General features: G+C 66.2%; 15 protein-coding genes and 1 pseudogene. 6 read left to right on the top strand and 10 right to left on the bottom strand.

Annotation, left to right across the window (positions count from 1 at the left end; all coding sequences use genetic code 11):
• Nucleotides 1–16 precede the first annotated feature (16 nt).
• The gene (locus tag O3300_RS04105) at nt 17–1,075 is read left to right on the top strand and encodes an ABC transporter substrate-binding protein (protein ID WP_305052132.1); all 1,059 of its coding nucleotides are present in this window, start codon (nt 17–19) and stop codon (nt 1,073–1,075) included.
• Nucleotides 1,076–1,123: 48 nt separating this feature from the next.
• Entirely contained in the window at nt 1,124–2,176 is a 1,053-nt protein-coding gene (locus O3300_RS04100; RefSeq protein WP_305052131.1) for an ABC transporter substrate-binding protein, read from the top strand.
• Between the two features lie 19 nt (nt 2,177–2,195).
• Here the strand turns inward: O3300_RS04100 and O3300_RS04095 are convergent, their stop codons facing one another.
• Entirely contained in the window at nt 2,196–2,318 is a 123-nt protein-coding gene (locus O3300_RS04095) for a hypothetical protein (protein ID WP_255206395.1), read from the bottom strand.
• A 174-nt stretch (nt 2,319–2,492) separates the two neighbouring features.
• Here O3300_RS04095 and O3300_RS04090 point away from each other — a divergent pair, with 174 nt between their 5' ends.
• Nucleotides 2,493–5,186: a polysaccharide deacetylase family protein gene (locus O3300_RS04090; protein ID WP_305052130.1), complete on the top strand. Its 2,694-nt coding sequence runs from the start codon at nt 2,493–2,495 to the stop codon at nt 5,184–5,186.
• Between the two features lie 2 nt (nt 5,187–5,188).
• Nucleotides 5,189–5,572 (top strand): immunity 22 family protein, encoded by a 384-nt coding sequence (locus O3300_RS04085; protein WP_289914578.1) that lies wholly within the window; start codon nt 5,189–5,191, stop codon nt 5,570–5,572.
• Here O3300_RS04085 and O3300_RS04080 read toward each other — a convergent pair.
• A complete protein-coding gene (locus O3300_RS04080; RefSeq protein WP_251348540.1) occupies nt 5,554–6,777 on the bottom strand; it encodes a response regulator in 1,224 nt (407 codons plus the stop codon). The genes O3300_RS04085 and O3300_RS04080 overlap by 19 nt on opposite strands.
• Before the next feature lie 149 nt (nt 6,778–6,926).
• Between O3300_RS04080 and O3300_RS04075 the strand changes: the two are divergent.
• Nucleotides 6,927–8,934: pseudogene (locus O3300_RS04075) on the top strand (TonB-dependent receptor).
• Between the two features lie 17 nt (nt 8,935–8,951).
• Entirely contained in the window at nt 8,952–9,497 is a 546-nt protein-coding gene (locus O3300_RS04070) for an RNA 2'-phosphotransferase (protein ID WP_305052129.1), read from the top strand.
• On the opposite strand, the gene O3300_RS04065 is transcribed toward O3300_RS04070, so the two are convergent.
• The 8 genes from O3300_RS04065 to O3300_RS04030 all read right to left on the bottom strand — a co-directional run bounded on the left by O3300_RS04065 (nt 9,484) and on the right by O3300_RS04030 (nt 19,342).
• Entirely contained in the window at nt 9,484–10,626 is a 1,143-nt protein-coding gene (locus O3300_RS04065; RefSeq protein ID WP_305052128.1) for an aldo/keto reductase, read from the bottom strand. The genes O3300_RS04070 and O3300_RS04065 overlap by 14 nt on opposite strands.
• Before the next feature lie 12 nt (nt 10,627–10,638).
• The gene (locus tag O3300_RS04060; protein WP_305052127.1) at nt 10,639–11,490 is read right to left on the bottom strand and encodes an aldo/keto reductase; all 852 of its coding nucleotides are present in this window, start codon (nt 11,488–11,490) and stop codon (nt 10,639–10,641) included.
• Between the two features lie 92 nt (nt 11,491–11,582).
• A complete protein-coding gene (locus O3300_RS04055; RefSeq protein ID WP_305052126.1) occupies nt 11,583–12,797 on the bottom strand; it encodes a PepSY domain-containing protein in 1,215 nt (404 codons plus the stop codon).
• Nucleotides 12,797–15,271: a TonB-dependent siderophore receptor gene (locus tag O3300_RS04050; RefSeq protein ID WP_305052125.1), complete on the bottom strand. Its 2,475-nt coding sequence runs from the start codon at nt 15,269–15,271 to the stop codon at nt 12,797–12,799. Before O3300_RS04050 ends, O3300_RS04055 begins: the two co-directional genes overlap by 1 nt.
• A 104-nt stretch (nt 15,272–15,375) precedes the next feature.
• Nucleotides 15,376–16,371, bottom strand: coding sequence for a FecR domain-containing protein (locus O3300_RS04045; RefSeq protein WP_305052124.1), 996 nt, complete (start codon nt 16,369–16,371; stop codon nt 15,376–15,378).
• Nucleotides 16,368–16,877: a sigma-70 family RNA polymerase sigma factor gene (locus O3300_RS04040; protein WP_305052123.1), complete on the bottom strand. Its 510-nt coding sequence runs from the start codon at nt 16,875–16,877 to the stop codon at nt 16,368–16,370. Before O3300_RS04040 ends, O3300_RS04045 begins: the two co-directional genes overlap by 4 nt.
• A 129-nt stretch (nt 16,878–17,006) precedes the next feature.
• Nucleotides 17,007–18,122 (bottom strand): HupE/UreJ family protein, encoded by a 1,116-nt coding sequence (locus O3300_RS04035; protein ID WP_305052122.1) that lies wholly within the window; start codon nt 18,120–18,122, stop codon nt 17,007–17,009.
• 8 nt (nt 18,123–18,130) lie between these two features.
• A complete protein-coding gene (locus O3300_RS04030; protein ID WP_305052121.1) occupies nt 18,131–19,342 on the bottom strand; it encodes a hypothetical protein in 1,212 nt (403 codons plus the stop codon).
• Between the last annotated feature and the right edge of the window lie 76 nt (nt 19,343–19,418).

Here is a 19,418-nt window from a genome sequence, read left to right as displayed (position 1 = left end):
AACCTGGAGATACAAGATGAGCAATAGCAACGCACTCGACACCCTGTGGTACACGCGCTGCCCCGTCCCCACGGGCCTGGGGATAGCTTTGCAGCAAGGCTGGCTGGAAGAAGCCTTGCGCGCCGACGGCACCGGCTTGCGCTCGCTGCGCGAATCGGACCAGGAAGCCGTGCGCGAATCGCATTTCGACCATACCCTGCAGAACTCCGTGCGTCACGGCGGCAATATCCCCGCCCTGTGGGCGCGCGCGGCGGGGCGCGACACGCGCGTGATCGGCCTGTCGTGGTCGGACGAGACGCAGCTGATATTGACCTTACCCGGCAGCGGCATCCAGACGGTGCGCGACTTGAAGGGTCGGCGTTTCGGCTTGCCGTTGTGGAGCAAGGCGCAGATCGACTTTGCGCGCGCGCAAGCCTTGCGGGGGCTGGAAAATGCGCTGAGCCTGGAAGGGCTGGCCTTGGCGGACGTGGAACTGGTCGATTATGTGGTCAACACGGGCCAGAGCGAGGCGGCGCCGGAAAAGGGTGCGGCAACAAACCTGTTCAGCGGCGCCCGGCGCGGTGGGCAAAGCCCGGAATTGCTGGGCCTCTTGCGGGGCGAGGTGGACGCCATCTTCCTGAAAGGCGCGTCGGCCGCCCAGCTGGCGCAGCAGTTCGGCTTGCATACGGTGATCGACACGGGCAGCCATCCGGAACCCTTGATCCGCGCCAACAATGGCACGCCGCGCACGCTGAGCGTGGATGCGCACTTGCTGGACAACCATTTTGCTTCCGCCGTCACCCTGGTCGACCAGGTGCTGCGGGCCGAAGCGTGGGCGCGCGGCCATGCGGACGAGACGCGCCGTTTCCTCGCGCGCGAATCGAATGCCAGCGAGCACTGGGTGCAAGTGGCCTACGGCAAGGATGCGCATCTGCGCCTGGACACGGACCTGGCGGAAACGTCGATCGCGGGCTTGCAGGATTTCAGCGATTTCCTGTTCCGCTGGAACTTCCTGCCCAGCAAGGTCGACGTGCGCGCGTGGATCGACCCCCGTCCCTTCGAAGCGGCGCTGGCGCACGCGCGCCGGGCGGCTTGAGCGGGAAGTACGTCAACAGTGGCCATGCTTGATGATGAGGAGAATGCGATGCGGCGACGCACGGTGATGGGCGGGCTGGCGCTGCTGCCCCTGGCGGGACAGGCAGTGTCGGCGGCGAAGGCGGGGGCGCCGCCGGCGGCCCTGCGCATCGCCTCGACGGGCTTTGCGGAAAACGGCAAGGCGGAGCTGGGCGGCATCGCTTACCGGGTGCAGCAGGAAGGCTGGCTGGCGCGCGAACTGAAGCAGCGGGGCGTGCGGCTGGAATGGCTGCCCGTCACGGGCGACACGGGCGCCACGATGAATGAAGCGTTCGCCAGCGGACGCATCGACATGGCCGCGTATGGCGACTTGCCGTCCGTCATCCTCAACGCGGGCGGCGTGCGCACACAGGTGATCGTGCCTGCGGGGCGGGGCACGGACCAGTTCCTGCTCGTGCCCACCGGTTCGCGCGCCACGTCGCTGTCCGAGCTGAAAGGCAAGCGCATCAGCGTGCACCGGGGCCGGCCGTGGGAACTGGGCTTGCGCCAGCTGATCGCCGACCAGCGCATGTCGCCCACGGATTTCCGCCTGATTAATATGGACCTCAAACCGGGCACGGCCGCGCTGGCCACGGGCGCCGTCGACGCCTTGTTCATGATCAATGGCTATCCGCTGGAAGACAAGGGCATCGGCCGCATCATCTGGTCCAGCAAGGGCTTACCCGAGCGTAAAATGCGTGCGGAACTGTGGGCGCGGCGCGACTTTACGCAAGCGCATCCCGATATCGCCGAGCTGGTGGCCACGGCCTGGCTGCGGGCCCAGCACTGGGCGGCGCTCGACGGCAACCGCGAAGCCGTCATCAAGGATGGCACGCGCAACGGCACGCCCGACAGCGTGGTGCGGCGCAGCTACGACGATCCGGGCTTGCAGTGGAAGGAGCGCTGGTCGCCCCTGTACGACGATGCCGTGTACCGCCATTACCGCCGGGTGCTGGCGTTTGCGCAGGAACAAAAGCTGATCCGGCAACCGTTGACGGCGGAAGAATTGCTGGAGCCGCGCTTCGTCGCGGCCGGCTTGAAAAAGCTGGGTCTGGCCAATTACTGGGAACCGGCCAAGGTGTAGCGTCAGCGCGGGACGCGGCTCAATGGGGCAGGCATACGCGTCCCGCCACGTTGATCACGTCGTCGCCCGCATGTGCGCGCAGTTGCAGCAACATCAGGGCCACGCCCAGCATCAGCGCGGCTGCGCAGAGTTTCTTGTGCATCGTCTTTTCCGTTTTTATGCTCGATGGAGCTTGGTTGTCATATTTACAGCCATATTATTGCCGAAATTCATGTGTGCGGGCTGAGCTTGTGCCAGGCGTGCTTTACAATTATGCATCTTGCGCATCCGCGCCATCTGAATGCTATGCATAGTATGTGAAGGGAATGACAAGCCTGTGACTTCCAAGCCGATCAAGATCGCCGCCACCGTTGTCGTGGCACTCGCCGCTGGGGCCGGCATTTATACGTACACCCGTCCCGCCGCCACCGCCGCGCCGGGCGCTCCCGCCGCGGGCAATCCGGCCGCCGCCCCCCAATCGACCGTCGACACGGCCGCCGTGGCCGCCCAATTCCGCGACTTGCTGGGCAATTTCCGCAAGATTATCGTGCTGCTGGCCGACGAGCAAACTCTGCCCGAAGGGGCGCGCGATGAAGCCCGCAAAGTGGGGCAGGCACTGTTCCATGAAAACCAGGAGCGCATCGCCAGGCTCGATCTTTTGCTGGATCAATTGACTGCGCCCACCAATCCGGGCCGCTTCGAGGCGCTCGACAGTTTATTGACCTATATCGAATCCGATCCTGGCCTGTACGACGCGGACCGCCTGGCCTTCCGCGAACTGCTGCAAAGCATGCTGGCCGACGTGGCCAAGGATTCGTCCTTGCCGGCGATCAAGCTGCACAAGCGCATTTCCGAAGACCTCGACGCGCTGGGCGAGATCGAGCGCAATTACGAGAAGGAAATCCGGCAAATCTTCGGCAACCTGGGCCAGCGCGCCATCGAACTCAAGCGTGAACGGTGGGACGATTACGTGGCGCAGCTGAAGAAACTCTACAGCCGCGAACAGATTCTCAAGGAAAACGGCATCGTCGTGCCCTATGCGACACCGCCGGCTGGCTCCGTGCCCGAAGCCAAGCCCGCACCCAAGAAGGACGAAGCGGAAATCTTCGGCCTCGGCTTGCCGAAGAAAACCATCGTGCTGACCTTCGACGACGGCCCGCACCGCCGCTACACGGAAGAAATCAGCGCCATCCTGAAACAGTATGGCGTGCCGGCCGTGTTCTTCAACGTGGGCCGCAACCTGGGCAGCCTGGACGCGGAAGGCCACGCCAAGCTGGGCGCGGGCGCGGAAGTGAGCCGCAAGCTGATGAAAGAGGGCTATGCCGTGGGCAACCACAGTTTCAGCCACGCACAATTGTCGAAACAGACGGGCGACAAGCTGAAAGGCGAAATCCTCGGCACCGATACGCTGTTGAAGGCCATCAGCCCCGAGCGGGCCGCGCTGTTCCGCTTTCCGTATGGCGCGCGCAACAGCGAAGGCATGGCCGCGCTGGCCGATGCGCACTTGAAATCCGTGATGTGGAATATCGATTCGCTGGACTGGGCCGACCCCGTGCCCAGCTCGATCACCAATCGCGTGCTGGCGTCCGTCGACAAGGCGGGACGGGGCATCGTCCTGTTCCACGACATCCATGAGCGCACGGTGAAAGCCTTGCCGGCCGTGCTCGACAAGCTGATCGCCGAAGGCTATCAATTCGCGGGCTGGGATGGCACGAGCTTCCAGGTCGCGAAAAGCACGGCCCCGGCGCCGGAAAAGGTGCCCGTCACCACCGGTTACGCCAATTCCTGGGCCGTGGTGATCGGCATCGACGATTATGCGAAATGGCCGAAATTGCAATATGCGGTGCGCGACGCGCAGGGCATCCGCGAGACGCTGATCGAGAAATTCGCGTTCGCGCCCGAACGTGTCGTGACCCTGAAAAACGGCGAAGCGACGCGCAACAATATCCTGGCCGCCTTCCACGACAAGCTGGCGCATGGCGGCGTGCAAAAGAATGACCGCATCTTCGTCTTCTTCGCCGGCCATGGCGCCACGCGCAAGCTCAGTTCCGGACGCGACCTCGGCTACATCGTGCCCGTCGATTCCGATCCGGCGCAGTTCGCCACGGATGCGATTCCGATGACGGAAATCCAGAATATCGCGGAATCGCTGACGGCCAAGCACGCGTTCTTCGTCATGGATGCCTGCTACAGCGGCCTGGGCCTGACGCGCGGCGCCGGCTCCAGTTCCTTCCTACGCGACAACGCCAAGCGCATCGGCCGGCAAATGCTGACGGCGGGCGGCGGCGACCAGCTGGTGGCCGACGGCGGACCGAACGGCCACTCCGTGTTCACGTGGACCTTGCTGCAAGGCTTGGCGGGCAAGGGCGACTTGAATGGCGACGGCCTCATCACGGCCACGGAACTGGCCGCCTATGTGGCGCCGGCCGTGTCCAGCGTCTCGAACCAGACGCCCGCGTTCGGCAGCCTGCCCGGCTCGGAAGGGGGCGATTTCGTCTTTGAATTGCCAGGCGAAACGGAATTTCTCAGCCCGAACACGACGCAGCTGTCGACGGAAGCCATTGCCCTGAACAGCAAGCTGGACGCCAAGCCGGCAGCGGCCAGCGTGACGGTGAAGGATTTGCAGGGCGGCGAACAGAAGATCGTCACGCCGGGCGCCGTGCCGTCGTCCACGCGCCAGCTGGCGCAACGGGCCAACGACCGGGGCTTGCAGCTGTACAAGGAGAAACAGTATGCGGCGGCGGAAGCGCAATTTACGGAAGCGCTGAAATTGCGCCCCGACTTTGCGCTGGCGGCGAACAACCTGGGCTTTGTCTTTTACAAGCAGGAAAAATACCGCGAAGCGGCCCGCTGGTTTGAAAACACGGTCAAGATGGACCCGTCCCGCGCCATTGCCTACCTGAACCTGGGCGACGCGTATGCCAAGGCCGGCGATGCCGCCAAGGCGAAAGCGGCCTATAAAACCTATCTGGAACTGGCGCCGACGGCTTCGACGGCGCCGGCCGTGCGGCAAAAGATGGAAAAGCTGTAAGCGTGTCCGACAGCGTGCCCATCGTCCACGTATTTGCCTGCAACGGGCGCTTTCCCAGCTGGGAAGCGCTGCAGGCTTATCTGTCGCCCACGTACACGGAAGACGGCGATGCCGTGCCGTCGCCATTTTTTCTGGAAACGGGCCTCACGTCCTATGAGCCGGCCTGTTTCGAGAGCGCCATGCTGGCGTCGGCCGCGCCGCTGGCGCAGCTGCTCGATGGCGCGTCGTATGGCGACAGCTGGCTGGCGCAGGCATGCGCGGATGCGCAGGCGCAGGGCGTGCTGGCCGATGCCAGCGTGTGCGTGTTTGCGCCGAATCAGCTGGCGCACCCGCAGCACAGCTCGCTGCATTACGTGGGCAGTTACCGTTACTGCGTGGAAGACTGAGCGCCATCCCCCCGTTCCTCATGCAATAGCTTGTTGACGCTGGCCAGCAGGCTGGTGCCCGAGGTGGTGATGAAGCGGGCGCCGGCCGCCTCCGCTTCCGTGCCGTAGCTGGCGATCGTATCTTTGCTGCAATACACGATGATGGGTAGTCCGGGCTGGGCTTGCTGCACTTCGCGCACCGTGCGTATGCCCGCATCCTTGATGCGTCGGCGGTTTTCCACCCGCGCCATGTCCGTGATGAGCAGCGCATAGGGCTTTTGTTGCAGCATGGCCAACGCCTGCCGCGTCGAAACCGCCTGGTCCACCTTGATGTTTTCCCGTTCCAGCTGTTCCACCAGCAAGGTATTGTTGCGCGGATGGTCGTCCAGCCACAGCACCAGGCTGGCGGGTTTTTTCTCCGCCGGCATGCCGGCCAGGGCCGTGACGGCCGCGCCCTCGCACGGCGGATGGGCCAGCAACAGCTGCGTCACGGCTTCCTGCATGTCCTCCAGCGATTTTTGCTGCAAACGGCTCAGTTCCGCCACTTCGATTTCCTTACCGCTTTGCAGGCGCACGGATTCGTTCTTGACCATGCTGTCGGCCCGCTTGATCATGATGGACAGGTAAATACGCGTGAGCAGGTAGCCGATCAGAAAACCATGCACGGAAAAGAACAGCATGATGCCGCCCACGACGGCCATGGCTGTGGGCGTGTCCGTGTCCAGGCTCGGTGCGATGAAGGCGGCCATGTTGCGCGCGCTGCCGGGCAGGCTTTTGAGCTCGATCAAGCCCACGCCGACGATGATTTTCGTCAGCCAGTCCGACACTTCCACCAGATTCGAATTGATTTCCATGGGCGTGGGCGTGCCCAGGAACAGGGTATTGCTGGCGTTGCCCGTCGCCGCATCGGCCCCGGCGGCCGGCGGCTCGTCCGTGGGGCGGTCCTTGCCATTGCTGCGCTCGTCGTGCGGCGCCACGTTGACGGTGCCCGAGGGCAGGGTGCGCGGTATGCCGAACAGGAATCCCAGCAGCATGCCGCTGACGCAAAAGCCCAGGCTCCACAGCAGGGCCGGCACGGCATGGTAATAGGGCGGCAACAGGGCGCCCGCCAGCACGGCCAGCAACCCCGCCAGCAGGATGAACAGCAGGATATATGGCAGCACGTCGCGCTTGCGCACGTCGGAAGGGGGACTGCCTGCCTTGCCGGTGCTGTCGTTCAGGTTCACGCTCGCTCCTTGAAAAGGCTGAATCCAGGCGCCCATCCGTCGCGTATATATAGCCAGCAGGAGCCCGTACTGACATCATAAAAACTGGAGACGCGATGCTATTGAGAAAACGCAAACTGGTGGCAGCTTGTGCACTGGCATTGTTGGGCATGGGGCGCCTAGTGGCGGCGCAAGTTCCGGCCGACGGGGCCACGGGGGCCGAAGAGTCGCGCACCGTGCGCGTGACGGGCCACTATGACAACGCCGTCGGCACGTCGGACGCGGCCAGCCAGGGCGTCATCACCAATGAACTGATCGTCAACCGGCCCGCCTTGCGCACGGGCGAGTTGCTGGAATTCGTGCCGGGACTGATCGTCACCCAGCACAGCGGCGACGGCAAGGCCAACCAGTATTTCCTGCGCGGCTTTAACCTTGACCATGGCACGGATTTTGCCACCTACGTCGACGGCATGCCCGTCAACATGCGCACGCATGCGCATGGGCAAGGCTATTCCGACCTCAATTTCCTCATTCCCGAACTGGTGCAGCGCATCGATTACAAGAAGGGGCCGTATTTCGCCGGCGAAGGCGATTTTTCCTCGGCAGGCAGCGCCCGCATCCGCCTGGCCGACAAATTGCCGCAAGGCCAGGCCAGCGTATCCGTCGGCCAGCACGGCTATGTGCGCGGCGTCGTCGCCGATTCGGCCGCTGCCGGGCCTGGCACCTTGCTGTACGGCCTGGAAGTGAACCGCAACAACGGTCCCTGGGACGTGCCGGAAAACGTGCGCAAATACAGCGGCGTGCTGCGCTACAGCCAGGGCACGCCGGACGACGGCTTCAGCGTGACGGGCATGGCGTACAAGAACAGCTGGAATGCCACGGACCAGGTGCCGCTGCGCGCCGTGGCGTCGGGCCAGATCGGCCGTTTCGGCTCGCTGGCGCCCAGTGACGGCGGCGACACGTCGCGCACCAGCCTGTCGTACGCCATGCGCAAGCGCACGGAGAAGGGGCTGTTCGAACTGGATGCCTACCTGATCCGCTCGCAACTGGAATTGAACAGCGATTTCACCTATTTCCTCGCCAATCCGGCCGCTGGCGACCAGTTCCAGCAAAGCGAGCGGCGCACGGTGGCGGGCGTGAACGCGGCCGAAAGCTGGAGCACGGAGTTGGCGGGACTGCCCATGCGCAACAAGGTTGGCGTGCAGGCCCGCTACGACCGCTTACAACACGGTGGATCGGGTACGGCAGAGTACGGTGCGCGAAGACAGCGTGCGCGAAGCCAGCATCGGCCTGTACGGCGAAAACACCGTGCAATGGCTGCCGTGGCTGCGTTCTGTGGCGGGCTTGCGCTACGACGCCTACCGTTTCAATGTGGCCAGCAGCATAGCTGGCAACAGCGGCGCGGCGAACGACCACGTGGTGTCGCCCAAGCTGTCCCTGATTCTTGGTCCGTGGAGCAAGACGGAATTCTTCGTGAACTATGGCAAAGGTTTTCATAGCAACGATGCACGGGGCACGACGCAGACGCGCCTGCCTGACGGGCAAGCTGCCACGCCCGTGACGCCCCTGGTGCCGACGAAAGGCGTGGAACTGGGTGCGCGCACGGAATGGCTGCCGGGACTGCAAAGTTCGCTGGCCCTGTGGCGCCTCGATATCGCGTCGGAACTGCTGTTCGTCGGCGACGCGGGCGAGACGGAAGCGAGCCGCGCCAGCCGCCGCCACGGCATCGAGTGGAACAACCATTACATTGCCGCGCCGTGGCTGCTGTTCGACCTGGACCTGGCCGCTTCGCGCTCGCGCTATACGCAAGACGATCCGGCGGGCAACCACATCCCCGGCGCCATCGACAAGGTGGCTTCGTTCGGCGTGACGGTGACGGACCAGGGCCCGTGGTCGGGCGCTTTTCAATTGCGCTATTTCGGCCCCCGTCCCTTGATCGAGGACAATAGCGTGCGCTCCGCTTCGACTACACTGGCATATGCGCGCCTGGCGTATCAGCTCAACCGCAAGACGCGGTTGTCGCTCGACGTGTTCAACCTGTTCAACAAGCGCGCCAGCGATATCGATTATTACTATGCGTCGCGCCTGCCTGGCGATGGGGTGGACGGGGTGAACGACCGGCATTTCCATCCGGTCGAACCCCGTTCCGTACGCCTGACCTTGTCATATGCGTTCTGATAACGGTAGACTGGGGCATGACCGATCATTTAGTAAATACCAGTAAATTTCTTTCCCTCATATTGCGCCACGCCCCCGAAAAAATCGGCCTCGCGCTCGATACCAACGGCTGGGCCGACATCGGCCAGCTGCTGGCGCAATCGGCCCGGCATGGCCGCCGCCTTTCCCGTGAACAATTGGATGACGTGGTGGCCCGCGACAGCAAGACGCGCTACGCCATCAGCGCAGACGGCTTGCGCATCCGCGCCAACCAGGGCCACTCCCTGGCCGCCGTCGATATCGCTCTGCCGCCCGCCACGCCGCCTGCCATGCTGTACCACGGCACGGCCAGCCGCTTTGTCGAGGCGATTCGTGCCGGCGGCTTGCTGCCGGGATCGCGCAACCACGTGCACCTGTCGTCCAGCCGCGAAACAGCCGTGGCCGTGGGTGGGCGCCATGGCAAGCCCGTCGTGCTGACGGTGGATGCCGCCGCCATGCAGGCGCAGGGCCACGTGTTTTATGTGTCGGCCAATGGCGTGTGGCTGGCGGATGCCGTGCCGGTAGCCTTTATCACTTTTCCCTGAGGGTCGGCCGGACTGCGGCTTCCACGCCCGAGTAGGCCAGCACAGCATCGGGCAGCCTTGCCCCTCGCACCCGGATGGCGGCCACGGCCTGGTTCAGCTCGGCCACCTCCGCCGCCGTCAAGCGCACACCCGCCGCGCCGATATTGTCCAGCATGTGCGCCATCTGCGTGGTGCCGGGAATGGGCACGATCCATGGCCGTTGCGCCAGCAGCCAGGCCAGGGCGATCTGCGCCGGTGTCACCTGCTTGCGCGTGGCCCAGCTATTCACCAGGGCCACCAGCGCCAGGTTGTGCGGCAGGTTTTCCGGTGAAAAACGCGATTCGAGCTGGCGGATGTCGCCGTCGGCAAAGCGGGTCTTCGCGTCGATGGCGCCCGCCAGGAAGCCGACGCCCAGCGGGCTCCACGGCACAAAGCCGATGCCCAGTTCCTCGCACAGGACCAGCACGCCATCTTCCGGCCCCCGCCACAGCATCGAGTATTCGCTTTGCACGGCCGAAACGGGCAGGGCGGCATGAGCGCGCCGCAGCGTTGATAATCCCATCTCGGACAAGCCCCAATGCAGCACTTTTCCTTCCCGCATCAGGTCTTGCACGGCGCCGGCCACGTCCTCGATCGGCACTTGCGGGTCCACCCGGTGCTGGTACAGCAAGTCGATGCGGTCCGTGCGCAGGCGTTGCAGCATGCCTTCGACGGCCAGCTTGATGTGCGCGGGGCGGCTGTTCAAGCCCGGACGGCGCTGGCCCGTCTGCAAGTCGATGTCCCAGCCGAATTTGGAAGCGATGACGATGTCGTTGCGAAACGGCGCCACGCCTACGCCCAGTATCCGCTCCACCTCGTGCGGTCCGTACGCCTCGGCCGCGTCAAACAAGGTGACGCCCCGCTCGAACGCCGTGCGGATGATCCTGTGCATCTCCGGGCGGCTGGGGATCGTCGTCTGGTAGGTGCGGCTCATGTTTTGCACGCCCAGGCCCAGGCTCGATACTTCCAGCTTGCCCAGCTTGCGGCGGTTCGCCACCGTTGCCTGCACCGTCCGGCCCTGCGCCTGGCCGATCAACGGCGCGGCGGCCAGGCCGCCCGCCGCCAGCAGGAAGCAGCGGCGGCCCGTGGGCGTGTCGTGTTTGCTTGTCATGAAGCTATCCCTTCAGATATCGAGCTTGCGTGCGGCCATCCACTGGACGATGGCCGGGTCGCGGTGCGAAAAGAAGCTGCTGCTGCCCGTTTCCAGGGGGGCGATGGCGGCCATGTCCGCTTCGTCCAGGTCGAAATCGTCAATTTCCAGGTTTTCCGCCATGCGCTCGCGGCGCACGGTCTTGGCCAGCACGGCGATACCCCGGTGTGTCAGCCAGCGCAGCACCACCTGGCCGACGGACTTGCCGTGCTTGCCAGCGATGCCCAGCAGCAATTCATTGTGGAACAGGTTGTTGCGGCCCTCGGCGAATGGCGCCCACGCCTGCGGCTGCACGCCGTGCTCGAGCATGAAGGCCACGCTGTCCGCCTGCTGGAGGAAGGGGTTGATCTCGATCTGGTTGACGGCGGGCGCGATATCGTTGAAGGCGATGAGGTCCATCAAGCGGTCCGCATGAAAATTGCTCACGCCGATGGCGCGCAGCTTGCCCCCGCGATACGCATCCTGCATGGCGCGCCAGGAACCGTGGACGTCGCCGAACGGCTGGTGGATCAGGAATAAATCCAGGTAATCGAGCTGCAGGCGCTGCAGCGACTGCTCGATGGCCTGTGCCGTGCGCTCGTAGCCCGTGTCCTGCACCCACAGCTTGCTGGTGACGAACAGCTCCTCGCGCGCGACGCCGCTGCGGGCGATGCCCTGGCCGACGGCCGCTTCGTTCAGGTAGGAAGCGGCCGTGTCGATCAGGCGGTAGCCGGCGGCGATGGCGTCGATGACGCTGCGCTCGCATTCGGCAGGGTCGGGAATCTGGAAGACGCCGTAGCCGGCGACGGGCATGGTGATGCCGTTATTCAGGGTGACGCGGTTCATCGCAAGCTCCTTCAGTCATTAACAGGAGCTACTGTACGGCGTCTGCCACCTATTGATAAGCCGTTGGAATCGACATACTCTTATTAGCTGAACTAATGAATGAGGGCTTTGGCCCTGGCTTGCCCCTGGCGCTTGCGGCGCCAGATCAGCACGCCCGATACGCTCAAGCCTGCCACCAGCACGCCCATGGCGCAAACGAACATCTTAAAGGGCCAGCTCCACATCGAGGCCATGTGCAGGGCGCTGATCCAGCTGCGGATGGTGTCGCCGCTGGCCGCGCCCGTGGGCAGCCACGCGGCCAGTTGCCGGCCGCTGGCCGCGTCGAAGAAGACGGTGGTCAATCCCTTGTGGGCGCGCACGTCGCGGCTGCTGCGCACGTTGTAGCTGTACACGCCCAGCGCGCGTTCGTAGGACAGCGCGTTTTCCTCGACGATGGCGAACGCGTGCCGCTGTGCCAGCGCGTGCATCAACAGGCGCCCCTGCGCGCGCGCAGCGGGCCAGTCCAGCTGCGGGCCCGGCGACGGCGTGTGCCGCGCCACCGCTTCCTCGGCCCCCTGGTGCGGGAACAGCGGCTGCATCACGGCCGCATACACGCCGTACAGATTGAAGGCGACGCCGCTCCAGGCAAACACCAGCAGCATGGCCCACAGCCACAGGCCGCCCGCGCGGTGCAGGTCGAACACCAGTTTATAGCTGCCGCCATGGCGGCGCAGCAGCCAGGACGGGCGCCAGCGCCGCAGCCACGGCTTGCTGCCCGGCGAGCGTTTTTTCAGGCGCGCGGGGAAGGTCAGGGCGGCGCCGATGAAGCAATCGACCGTCCACACGATGGCGACCAGGCCGAAGATGAACAAGCCCGTGTCGCCCAGCGCCAGCGCGTAATGCAGGCGCTCGATGAAGGGCAGCAGGTTGATGGCGCCCTGGCTTATCTCGCCCCAGCGACGCTGGCCCAGCACGGCGCCCGTGTAGGGATCGACAAACACTTCGTCGCTGGCCAGCGGCGCGTCGCCAGGCGGGCGCAGGTAGAACACCATGCTGCGGCCGGGCGGCGCGGACAGCGGCGCGTACGTGACGCTCGCCTGGGGAAAGCGCGCGGCAATGGACTCGCGCAGCAGCAGGGCGTCGAGCGGCGCCGCGTCCGGCGTTGGCGGCGCTGCGCGGAAGACGGCGGGCAGCATGGCCGCCTCCAGTTCATCCTTCCATGCGAGCGCGCTGCCCGTGACGCCCGCCACGATGAGGAAGCCGGCCATCAGCAGGCCGGCGTAGCGGTGCAGCGCCGCCAGTGCGGGGCGCATGTGCAGCGATGGCATCAGAACCTGTACATCGCGCTGACGTTGGCCGTGCGTTCCGCATTGCGGTAGCACAGGTTCGGCAGGTAGCCGCAGTCATACAGGGTCTGCTTGTTCAGCACATTGTTGACGTTGAGGGACAACTGCCACGGCCCGCGCGACACGCCCAGCGCCGCATCCCACTGCGTCAGGCCGCCATTGCGGATGTTCAGGTTGTCGCCGTCGGAGTTCGAGCGCATGGCGCCGAGAAAGCGCATGCCCAGCGCCGCATACGCGGGCAAGGCCGTGCCCAGGTCGAACGCCTGGCGCGCCCAGGCCGAGGCGCTGTGGCGCGGCGCGCCCGACTGCTGCAAGCCCAGGTCGCCGTTATTGCTCTTCCTGACCTCCGTATCGAGGTAGGTGTATTGCGCGATCAGGCTCAGACGGCTGGCGAACTCCGTGCGCGCTTCCAGTTCCAGGCCGCGCGAGCCCACTTGCCCCGTCTGCAGCAGGCTGCCCGGGTTGCCGATGTCGGAGGTGGTGACGTTGTCGCGCACCAGGTCGAAGACGGCGGCCGTGTAGCTGGCGCGCTGGCCCACGGGTTCATAGCGCACGCCAGCCTCGAATTGCTTGCCGCGCGACGGCTTCAGGGCGTCGCCGTTGGCCGTGACGCCCAGTTCGGGCGAGAACGAGGTGGCGTAGCTGACATATGGCGCCCAGCCGCCATCGAACAGGTAGACGGCGCCCACGCGGCCCGTGGTGGCCGACGGCGACTGGTGGTAGTCCGCTTTCACGCTGCCGGCATGGAGGTCGGTGACGTCGCGCGATTGCGTCGCCTTGTCGCGGCGCAGGCCCGCCGTCACGACCCAGCGGTCCCATTTGATTTGATCCTGCGCATACAGGCCCAGCTGGCGCGACGGGGCGTCCGCGCGGGTCGGCGACTTGGCCGGGACCAGGGGCTGCTTGCCATACACGGGCTGGTACAGGTCGATCGGCTCGATAAAGCCCTGCTGGTGGCGGTATTCGTCCGTGTTGCGGATGTTCGCGTAATCGACGCCCAGCAGCACCTGGTGCGCCAGGCTGCCCGTGGCGAAGCGCGCCTGCAGCTGGGTATCGGCGAACAGGCTTTTCGACGCCGTATCGACGGGCATGAAATAGCGCTTCACCGTGCCATCGTCATTCAAGCCCAGGGGGAACATGTCCGTGCGGTCGTTCTTCAGGTGCGTGTAGCGCAGGTTCTGGCGCAGCGACCACGTATCGTTGAACGCATGCTCGAACTCGTAGCCCAGCATGGTGTTGCGGCGCTTGAAGCGGTTGTCGTCGCCCATCAGGTTGACACCGGGGTCGACCTGGCCGCGCGGGCCCGGCGCCAGCAGCTGGTTGGGAAACGCGTATTGCTGGTTGTCCTGCTCGTAGCGGGCCAGCAGGGTCAAACGCGTGGCCGGTCCTGCCTGCCAAGTGAGGGACGGCGCGAAGTACAGGCGGTTGTCGCGGTCGCGATCCAGCCGCGTGTCCGCTTCGCGGCCCAGCATGACGACCCGCCAAGTCCAGGCGCCTGGCGCGTCGAGCGTGCCGCCCACGTCGGCTTTCAGCTGGCGGCGCTGGTAGCTGCCGTACTCGATGCCCACTTCGCGCACGGCGTCCGCGCTGGGACGCTTGCTGACGGCGTTGACCATGCCGCCCGGCGGAATTTGCCCGTACAGCACGGACGCGGGGCCGCGCAGCACTTCCAGGCGTTCCAGGCCATACGGCTCGATGGAGGCGCCAAACGTGCGGCCCGAATTGCGCAAGCCATCTTGCAGGATGCCGTTCGTTTCGATGGTGAAGCCGCGCAGCAGCGAGGAATCGTCGCTGCCCAGCGGGCGCTGGTTCGGCGTCACGCCTGCCGTGTAGCGCAGGGTCTCGTCGAGCGATTCGGCGTTGCGGTCGCTGATTTCATCGGCCGTGACGACGGACACGGATTGCGGGTTTTCATTTAAGGCCGTATCCGTCTTGGTGGCCGAGGCGGCGCGCCGCGCCACGTAGCCGCGCACGGGGCCCGTCGCCGTTTCGCGCTCGCTGCTGGCATTGATGGTGATGGCGGGCAGGGTGGCGCTGGCCTGCGCCTGTGCGCTTGCCGGCGCCGGCAATGGCGTTGCCGAGGCGTCCGCCCGCAGCGCATAGGCGCCGTTGGCGCCCGCCACGACGCGCACGCCCTGGCCGCGCAGCAGTTCGTCGAAGCCCTGGCGCACGGTATAGCTGCCCGCCAGGCCGCCGCTGCGCTTGCCCTGCAAGAGGGCCGCGTCGGCCGACAGTTCCACGCCGGCCGCGCTGGCGAACGCGGTCAAGGCCCGCTCCAGCGGTCCGGCGGGGATCGCGTAGGGGCGCTTGGCTTGCGCATTCTCAAGCGTTTGCGCGTGGGCGGCAGGGGCCGTGACGGCCACGGCGCCCATGGCGGCGCCAGCCAGGAACAGGGCCTGGATGGCGACGGCGAGGGGAAATGGGCGCAGCGTGGGTGCGGTCGGGCGAGGGGGCATGGTGCAGATCCTTGGAAAGTGGAAGGAAAAAAATCGGTTCTTCCCGTATTCCGAACGAAAAGCCAAAACCCTCAACGTTTTTTCATTTATTTTGCCTATATTTTTCAGGATGCCTGGCGCGGCCCCACGCTGACCCAGTAGCGCGTGCGGTAGCGCAGCTGCACGGGCAGGCTCAGGGCCAGGTTGGCCAGCGAGCGGTCCGTGTCGCGCAGCGAATACACGCCCGTCACGCGCAGGCCGGCGATGGAGGCGTCGCAGCGCAGCACGCCGTGACGGTAGCGTCCCAGTTCGGCCAGCAGTTCGCCCAGCGGCATGCGTTCGGCCACCAGGCGGCCGTCGGCCCAGGCGGCGGCGCTGTCTTCCACCTTGCCGATGTCTTGCACTGCGCGGCGCGTATAGCCGGCCTGCTGGCCCGCCTGCAGGTGCACGGGCGCGGCGCCGTCCTGCCGCGGCTGCAGGGCGACGGCGCCCTGGAACACGGCCACCTTGCTGGCGTCGGCATCGAGGCGCACGCCAAAGCGCGTGCCCAGCGCCGTGGCCGTGCCTTGCGGCGTCGCCACCAGCAGCGGGCGGTAGACAGGCGCCGTTTCGTGCGCGCTGGTGACGAGGATGGCGCCCGCGCGCAGCACGATGCGCCGTTCGCCGGCGCCGTATGCCACGTCGATGGCGCTGGCCGTGTCCAGCACCACCTGCGTGCCGTCGGCCAGCACAATGGCGCGCGTCTCGCCCACAGCCGTGCGGTAATCGCTGGCGGCGCGCTGCCACAGGCCCGATTCGTGCGCCAGCAGGGCCGTGCCGCCGCCCGCCGCGATCAATCCCAGCAGCTGCAAGGCGCGCCGGCGGCCGGCGGCATGGCGCTGGGCCGGCGCCAGCGCGCCGCGCGCCACTTCGCGGGGCAGGGCCTCGAATTGCCGGGCGAAGCGTTGCAGCCGGGCCCAGGCCCGTTCGTGCTCCGGGTGGGCGGCGCGCCAGGCGGCGCAGGCGTCGGCATCGGCCGCGCTGGCGTCTTCCGCCCACAGCCGCGCCATCCACTCGGCGGCGCGCTGCAGCACGGCGGGGGCGATAGGCGCGCCGTCAGGCGGCGAGTGCATGCCGTTCATGCGCATTGCGCCATGCAGCAGGCCAGCAGCGCGCGGGCGATGTATTTTTCCACGGAGGAGACGGAAACGTCGAGGCGCGCGGCGATGTCGGCGTAGGCCATGCCTTCGAGCTTGCACAGCAAAAAGGCGTCGCGCACCTTGTTCGGCAAGCTGGCCAGGATGGCATCGATTTCCATCAGCGCTTCGACGATCAGCGCGCGCATTTCCGGCGTCGGCACGAGCGCTTCCGGCTGTGCGGCGATGGCGTCCGCATAGGCTGACTCGATATGCCGGCGGCGGAACAGGTCGACCACCAGGCCGTTGGCGATCTGCGCCAGGTGCTGGCGCGATTCCACGGGAGCGGGCGCGCGGCCCCGCGCAAGGATGCGCAGATACGTGTCGTGCGCCAGGTCGGCCGCGTCGAAGGCGTTGCCCAGCTTGCGGCGCAGCCAGCCCTGCAGCCAGCCATGGTGGTCGCTGTAGAGGATTTCGATTTGCCGATGCAGTTCCAGTTCGGGGCGTAGCATGCAACCTTTCCATGCCACGGTCCACAGGACAGACAGGCCTTGATGCGATTGAGAATTGTTCGTATTGTAGCCCGATTGCCGGGATTTGTGGCCCGGCAGTGGCTGTCCAGCAACGCTATCGGGCGGCCATCACGTTGAAATCAGCTTGATATCGGCCACCCGCTCCACCAGCCACACGCAAGCGACCAGGGCGATGGCCAGCGAGCCGACGGTCAGCACTTGCCGGTACAGCCACGTCTTGCGCAGCAGCCAGGCGAGCGGCAGGAAGGCGGCGACGATGGCCAGCTGGCCGATTTCCACGCCCACGTTGAAGCCGAACAGGCTGGCCAGCAGGGAACCCTGCGGCAAGCCCAGGTCGCGCAGCACGCTGGCGAAGCCGAAACCGTGGATCAGCCCGAATACGAAGGCGGCCACGGGGCGCTTGCCGCGGAACAGGGGCAGCAGGTTGTTCAGCGCGGCCAGGATCACGGAAGCGGCAATCGCCGATTCCACCCAGCGCGACGGCAGCGACACGAGCGACAGGCTGGCCAGGGTCAATGTGATGGAATGGGCCAGCGTGAATGCCGTGACGACCTTCAGCACGTCATAAAAAGCCGTTTTCAAGCCTTGCCGCTGTTCGCGCAAGCCCGGCAGCAGCACGGCCGGCAGCAGCAGCGACAGCAGGAACAGGATATGGTCGTAGCCGATCCAGATATGCCAGATGCCGTGTTTGACGTAGGCGCCGAACTGCGCCAGGCGGTCGGGTGCGGCCAGGGAGATCGTCTGGCGCGGGCTGTCCGGGTCGAAGATGGCCGTTTGCGTGGCGCCGCCGCTGTCGATCTTGAGCAAGCCCTTGTGCTGCGGGTCGAGGTCGGCGAACAGGGTGTAGCCGATGCTTAAAGTGGCGGGCGCGGCGTTGCCGGGGCAGGTGGCCGTAAAGCGCAGCACGTTGTAGGCGCCGTCCGTGTGGCTGTCGATCAGCTGCTCGACGGCCTTCAAGGGGCACACGCCCTGGTCGCTGGCCACCTGCAGGCGCTGCAGCGCGTAGGCGGCAATGGCGTCGTGGCGCGCGCGGATTTCATTCCAGGTCAGCGCGCCGTCGCCATTGCCGTCCAGGCCGATGGCGAAATCGAGGTCGCGCAGGGCGATATCCCATTGCCCGTCGATCTGCTGGCCGTGCACGGCCAGGCTCAGGTAGCTGTCGCTGGGCTTGTGCGCCTGCGCGGGGGCCAGCCAGGCGCACAGGGTGAGCAGCAACGCGAGCATGCGGGCGTTCACAGCGCACCTGCTTTCTTTGCGGCACTAAGTTTTTGCCCATCCTGCGGCCCCAGCTGCCTGACGAGCCGCTGCAGGGCCACGTCTTCCACGCCATGCGCGGCGATCCAGGCCAGCACCGGTTGCGCCGCGGCGTAGTTGCGCGCGGCCACGGATGCTTCCAGCAAGATGCGCATGTCGGGCACTTCCTTCTGGATGGCCCAGTTTTTCTGCGCCAGTTGCAGGGCGGCCGGCACATCCTGTTGCAAAAACAGGGCGAAACGGGCCTGTTCGCGCTGGTGCACGGTGTCGCCGCGTTGCATGGCGGCATTGAAACGGGCCGCCAGTTCCGCTTTTGCCGCCAGGAAGGCCGCCTGCTGGCCGGGCAGCGCCTGCAGCGCCAGCGCGTAGCGCAGCAGCAGGGCGTCGATGCGTTGCTGTTCTTTCAGCAATTTGGCGACTTCCTGCGGGCGCTGCCGGTCGAGCAGGAAATCCGCGTAGGCGCCCAGCAGATAGCTGTCGCGCGGCTGCCGCGCCAGCGCCGTCGTGTAGCGCGCCTCGGCCAGCGCCGCCTCTCCGCGCCGCGTGGCCATTTCCGCCAGCAGGGTTACGGCCCAGCTGTCGAGCTCCGGCGCCGCGCCGGCGCTGCGTTGCAGGGTCAGGTCCAGCAAACGCTCGCTGCTGGCGGCTCTGCCCGTGACGCTGGCGATACTGGCAAGGCAGGTGACGGTGACGAGCTGCGTCGTCAAGGCCGACAGGCGCGCGCAGCTGGCTGTCGCCTGGGCGTAGTCGCCCTGCACGGTGAGGACGGTGGCGCGCGTCAGCCAGGCCTGGCCGTTTTGCGGCTGCTGGGCGATGACGGCGTCGAGGTCTTGCAGGGCGGGAGCGAAATGGTGGGTGCTTTGCAGGATGGTGGCGCGCAGCAGGCGCACGGGGACGGGCGGCGCCGCTTGCCGCCACCAGGGCGCCAGCGCCGCTTGCGCGTAGCCCAGGTAGCGCGGGTCCGTTTCGCTGCGCGCCAGGGCAATGTAGCGCTGGGCCAGGCTGGTGGCCAGGGCAAGGTCTTGCGGCGTGTCATTCAGTTGCTGGCGCAGGCCGCGCAAGGCCAGCTGCGTGGCGTCGGCGCGGCGCGGCAATTGCTCGATGACGGCGCTGCCGTCTTTCGGCGTGTAGGGCGCGGCCGGCGCCAGCACGGGCAGGCAGGCGCACAGCAGGGAAATCGGTGTTTTCATCGTGGACGCCATCGACGGTGGGGTAGGGCGGCAAGGGCGGGCGCCGGAGAACGCTGTCTCCGGCGCCCGCACTCGG

It is taken from the genome of Janthinobacterium sp. SUN206 (assembly GCF_030587305.1).
GTDB classification, from domain to species: Bacteria; Pseudomonadota; Gammaproteobacteria; order Burkholderiales; family Burkholderiaceae_D; genus Janthinobacterium; species Janthinobacterium kumbetense.
The sequence above is the reverse complement of the archived record's forward strand: the minus strand, read 5'-3'. Positions and strand labels throughout refer to the sequence as shown.